The organism is Rhizobium sp. SEMIA 4085, assembly GCF_013004495.1.
Classification (GTDB): domain Bacteria; phylum Pseudomonadota; class Alphaproteobacteria; order Rhizobiales; family Rhizobiaceae; genus Rhizobium; species Rhizobium gallicum.
Window position 1 is genome coordinate 1 of sequence record NZ_JABEPH010000452.1, and the last position, 4,080, is coordinate 4,080.

Annotated in this window: 5 protein-coding genes and 2 pseudogenes; 4 read left to right on the forward strand and 3 right to left on the reverse strand. The window is 59.4% G+C overall.

What is annotated here, in order from left to right; genetic code table 11:
* The 4 genes from C9413_RS28875 to C9413_RS28890 all read left to right on the forward strand — a co-directional run.
* Positions 1-476, forward strand: a 476-nt coding sequence (locus C9413_RS28875) for a transposase (RefSeq protein ID WP_170251260.1), incomplete at its 5' end; no start/stop codon positions are given.
* Entirely contained in the window at positions 473-820 is a 348-nt protein-coding gene (tnpB, locus tag C9413_RS28880) for an IS66 family insertion sequence element accessory protein TnpB (protein WP_040114296.1), read from the forward strand. The genes C9413_RS28875 and tnpB, both read left to right, overlap by 4 nt.
* 96 nt (positions 821-916) lie before the next feature.
* Positions 917-2,503 (forward strand): IS66 family transposase, encoded by a 1,587-nt coding sequence (locus C9413_RS28885; RefSeq protein WP_246703874.1) that lies wholly within the window; start codon positions 917-919, stop codon positions 2,501-2,503.
* A complete protein-coding gene (locus C9413_RS28890; RefSeq protein WP_210263647.1) occupies positions 2,403-2,915 on the forward strand; it encodes a transposase in 513 nt (170 codons plus the stop codon). Before C9413_RS28885 ends, C9413_RS28890 begins: the two co-directional genes overlap by 101 nt.
* A 73-nt stretch (positions 2,916-2,988) precedes the next feature.
* Here the strand turns inward: C9413_RS28890 and C9413_RS28895 are convergent.
* The 3 genes and pseudogenes from C9413_RS28895 to C9413_RS28905 form a co-directional block, all read right to left on the reverse strand.
* Positions 2,989-3,163, reverse strand: a pseudogene (locus C9413_RS28895) (aspartate aminotransferase family protein); the annotation flags it as partial.
* 111 nt (positions 3,164-3,274) lie between these two features.
* Positions 3,275-3,400, reverse strand: a pseudogene (locus tag C9413_RS28900) (GntR family transcriptional regulator); the annotation flags it as partial.
* 172 nt (positions 3,401-3,572) lie between these two features.
* Positions 3,573-4,080: class I SAM-dependent methyltransferase (locus tag C9413_RS28905; protein WP_170251262.1), on the reverse strand; the 508-nt coding region annotated here is incomplete at its 5' end.

The following is a 4,080-nucleotide window of genomic DNA, read 5'->3' on the forward strand; positions in this document are numbered from 1 at the left end:
TCATATGGAAAGTTCTATGTTCAGACATAGGAGCAGACATAGAAGTTCACGCCCGAGTTCATTCATTCAGCAGTATCAATAAATCCACCAAAGTGCCTTCGCCAGATGGGATAGATTCACCGCTTACCCGTCGTCGCTGGTCTCGCGCAGAAAAGGAGCGGCTGGTTGCGGCCTGCCTCGAGCCGAATGCCAGCGTATCCGAGATTGCCCGGTCGGCAGGCATCCATGCGGGTCAGTTGTTCCGGTGGCGCAAAGAACTCTGCCAGGCCTCACCGCCGCCAGCGCGGCAGTTTATTCCCGTAGAAGTCGCGGCCTTGCCTGCGCCTGATCCGGTGGAGACAACACTGCCACCTCGACCGCGCAAGAAGATAAGCGTTGTGACAATTGAGCTTAGTCGGGGGCGGCGCATTCGTGTGGAGAGCGATGTTGATACTGAAGCGCTCGCTCGGATCGTCGATATCGTAGACCGGCGATGATCCCGGTTCCAAGCGGCGTGAAGGTCTGGCTGGCGACCGGACACACAGATATGCGAAAAGGCTTCCCTGGTTTGTCGTTGATGGTGCAGGAGACGCTAAAGGGGGATCCGCATAGCGGCCACCTGTTCTGCTTCCGCGGGCGTCGGGGCGGGCTCATCAAGGTGATCTGGCACGACGGCCAAGGTGCCTGCCTGTTCACGAAGAAGCTGGAGCGCGGCCGCTTCATATGGCCGTCAGCGGCCGACGGCACTGTGGTGATCACGCCTGCGCAACTTGGCTATCTACTCGAAGGGATCGATTGGCGAATGCCGCAAAAAACCTGGCGTCCAAGCTCGGCTGGGTAGCGGAAATGGCTGGAAAGGCGGGCACGAATATGATTCCCTCTCGTCATGACCGATGCGGCCGATCAGCTTCCCGACGACCTTGCCAGCGCTCATGCGATGATCCTCGCCGAGCGTGCCGCCCGTCGTGAAGCCGAGGCCGTTGCTGCCCGAGCCCAGGCAGTGAACTCTCATTCCGATGCGCTCATTGCCAGATTGAGGCTGGAGATTGAGAAGCTCAAGCGCGACATCCATGGCAGCCGCTCGGAGCGAAAGGCCCGCCTTCTCGAACAGATGGAATTGCAGCTCGAGGAACTGGAAGCCGACGCTAGCCAGGACGAACTGGCCGCGGAGATTGCGGCACGATCATCGACAGTCAAAACCTTCGAGCGCAAGCGTCCATCGCGCAAACCGTTTCCTGAGCATCTGCCGCGCGAGCGCGTTGTGATTGCCGCTCCTCAAAGCTGCCCCTGCTGCGGCTCGGCCAAATTGTCAAAGCTGGGTGAGGACATCACCGAGACACTGGAAGTGATCCCACGCCAGTGGAAGGTCATCCAAACCGTGCGGGAGAAATTCTCTTGCCGCGAATGCGAGAAGATTGCTCAGCCGCCGGCTCCTTTCCACGTGACGCCGCGCGGCTTTGCCGGACCAAACCTCTTGGCGATGATACTGTTTGAGAAGTTCGGACAGCATCAGCCGCTAAACCGGCAGAGCGAACGTTATGCCCGAGAAGGCATCGACCTCAGCCTTTCGACACTCGCCGACCAGGTCGGTGCCTGCGCCGCGATCTTGAAGCCCTTGCACCGATTGATCGAAGCGCACGTACTTTCCGCCGAGCGGCTGCATGGTGACGACACCACGGTGCCGATCCTGGCAAAAGGCAAGACTGATACCGGACGCATATGGACCTACGTCAGAGATGACCGGCCATTCGGCGGAACGTCGCCGCCGGCCGCCCTCTACTATGCCTCGCGAGATCGCCGGCAGGAACATCCCGAGCGTCATCTCAAGACCTTCACCGGCATTCTGCAAGCGGATGCCTATGGCGGCTACAACCCGCTCTTCAAGTCGGAGCGTGCTTCCGGTCCATTGACGCAGGCGCTTTGCTGGGCTCACTCGCGCCGCAAGTTCTTCGTGCTGGGTGACATTGCCACGAACGCCAAGCGCGGAAAAAATGCGACGCCGATCTCGCCAGTGGCGCTTGAGGCTGTGAGGCGGATCGAAGCACTGTTTGATATCGAGCGCGACATCAACGGACTTTCCGTCAACGAACGCTCGCAGCGACGTCACAAGGACAGCCGCCCCCTCATCGACGAGCTTGAGGCTTGGCTGCGAGTCGAGCGGGCAAAACTATCGCGCAGCTCACCTGTCACCGAGCCGATCGATTACATGCTCAAGCGCTGGGACGGCTTCACATCCTTCCTCAGCGACGGCAGGATTTGCCTGACCAATAATGCGGCTGAACGAGCCCTGCGCGGCTTCGCTCTCGGCAGAAAATCGTGGCTCTTTGCTGGTTCCGATCGCGGTGCAGATCGTGCTGCCTTCATGGCGACGCTGATCATGACGGCAAAGCTCAACGACATCGATCCTCAGGCCTGGCTGGCTGATGTCTTGTCTCACATTGCGGATATGCCGGTCACGAGGCTTGAAGAATTGCTTCCATGGAATTGGAGCTCGCCCACCGCACAAGCCCACGAAGCTGCCTGATCTGCGGCCTTCACCGCATGCTTACGACGTGTCTATTCATCAGCTTGAAATTTTGGCTGGCAGTGTGCGGCGACGGAACTTCACGCGACCTACCAAGGAAGCGATCGTTTCGGAGACGCTGGCGGGCGAGATGACGTTGACGGAGGTTGCGCGACGTCACGACCTTGATCGATCACTGGTTTATCGGTGGCGTCGTGAGCTTGGTGTTGCAGAGAAAGCGGAAGAGCCGCGCGCCTTCGTTCCGGTGAAGGTACAACAGGCGCCGGACCCGGCAATAGGAATGCCCGCTGCGACAGCGTCTTCTGCGACCGAAATCCATGTTGGCCGGGGCCGGTCGGTGCGGGTCAATCGTGGCCAAGTCCTTCGACTATATGCTGAACCGCTGGACATCGTTTACCCGATGCCGATGTAAAAGCGTCCGCGGCGAGCCGTCGAGCCGCCGCAGCATCCAATCCGCTTCCTCCACAGATCACCAGCGCGCCTTTGTGACGCATGTGGTCGGTCGGAAGCTGCCGGAAAACCGGACGGTTATTCACAAGGCCGCCCACCCGAGATGCCGTCGAAGCCGACGCCATGGTATCCCTGATCGCGACCGATGATCCTAACGTGAGTGCCTTGGCCGATCGAGCGATAGTTGGCGATTGCGATCTTCAACGCTGTGCGACGGACTCCGAACCCAAAAATTATTGAGTTCCTGGAGCGAGATATGGACTTCCGATACATAACCGGATCGTACATTCAATGTGTTGTGAGATAAAAGAAAAGGACTTGTTACGCCGCAGCTCGGAGACGACCGAGCGCGACGTCTATCGTGTAGTTCTTGGGCATGAACTTGATGAAGTTGTCGTGAAACTGGCCGGTATGGGCATGTGCGAACTCGTCGGCCGAATCCACATTTGTGTCGCGGTTGCCTCAGGCCTAAAGCTGTGCTCCTCCGTCTCTCGGCAACCCATATCCTTCAGGGCAAAGCTTGAGCGACAACCGTTGGCCACTGCTTTCATGCCAACATGACCGAGCCTTTGCTCGCTGCCGGTACGTGAGCACTGGCGTGGGTCCGGCAGCTCCGAGGTCACAGTCGCAGCTCCGCCGGCTTATCGAGCACTCGCAAGACCCAGTAATGCGCGTCCTCCTCCCCGAGGAATCTGCCGCCGTTCAGACACTGTGCCGGCGTAAGGACGCCCGCCTCCTGCAGAGATAGCACTTGGACTTCAAACGACATTGCACCAGCAGAGCTCTTGCAGGTGCTTGCGATCACGAACCCGTTCGGACGCGTGACGCGCGCCAGTTCGCGCAGCCCATCCGGGTGGACATGGCCGAGCGTGAAGACGCCACAGCAGACGGTCACATCATAACTCGCGCTCGAGTAGTCCGAGAGGGGCCTGTTTAGGTCAATGCCGTCTTCAACGTTGCGGTAAACGCCGGTTTGGCGCGCCATTTCGGCCATCGCGCCGGAGAGATCGAAGCCGTCAATCAACCGAAAGCCAAGATGCTCCAGTTGAATGCCAACTAGGCCTGTACCGCAGCCAGCATCCAAGATTGCCGTGGCTGCTCGGTCGCGGCCGATATAGGCCCTGCCT

Excerpts from the sequence above, each read along its gene's own strand:
- tnpB (WP_040114296.1), top strand. The coding sequence starts at position 473 with ATGATCCCGGTTCCAAGCGGCGTGAAGGTCTGGCTGGCGACCGGACAC.
- C9413_RS28885 (WP_246703874.1), top strand. The coding sequence starts at position 917 with ATGATCCTCGCCGAGCGTGCCGCCCGTCGTGAAGCCGAGGCCGTTGCT.
- C9413_RS28890 (WP_210263647.1), top strand. The coding sequence starts at position 2,403 with ATGTCTTGTCTCACATTGCGGATATGCCGGTCACGAGGCTTGAAGAAT.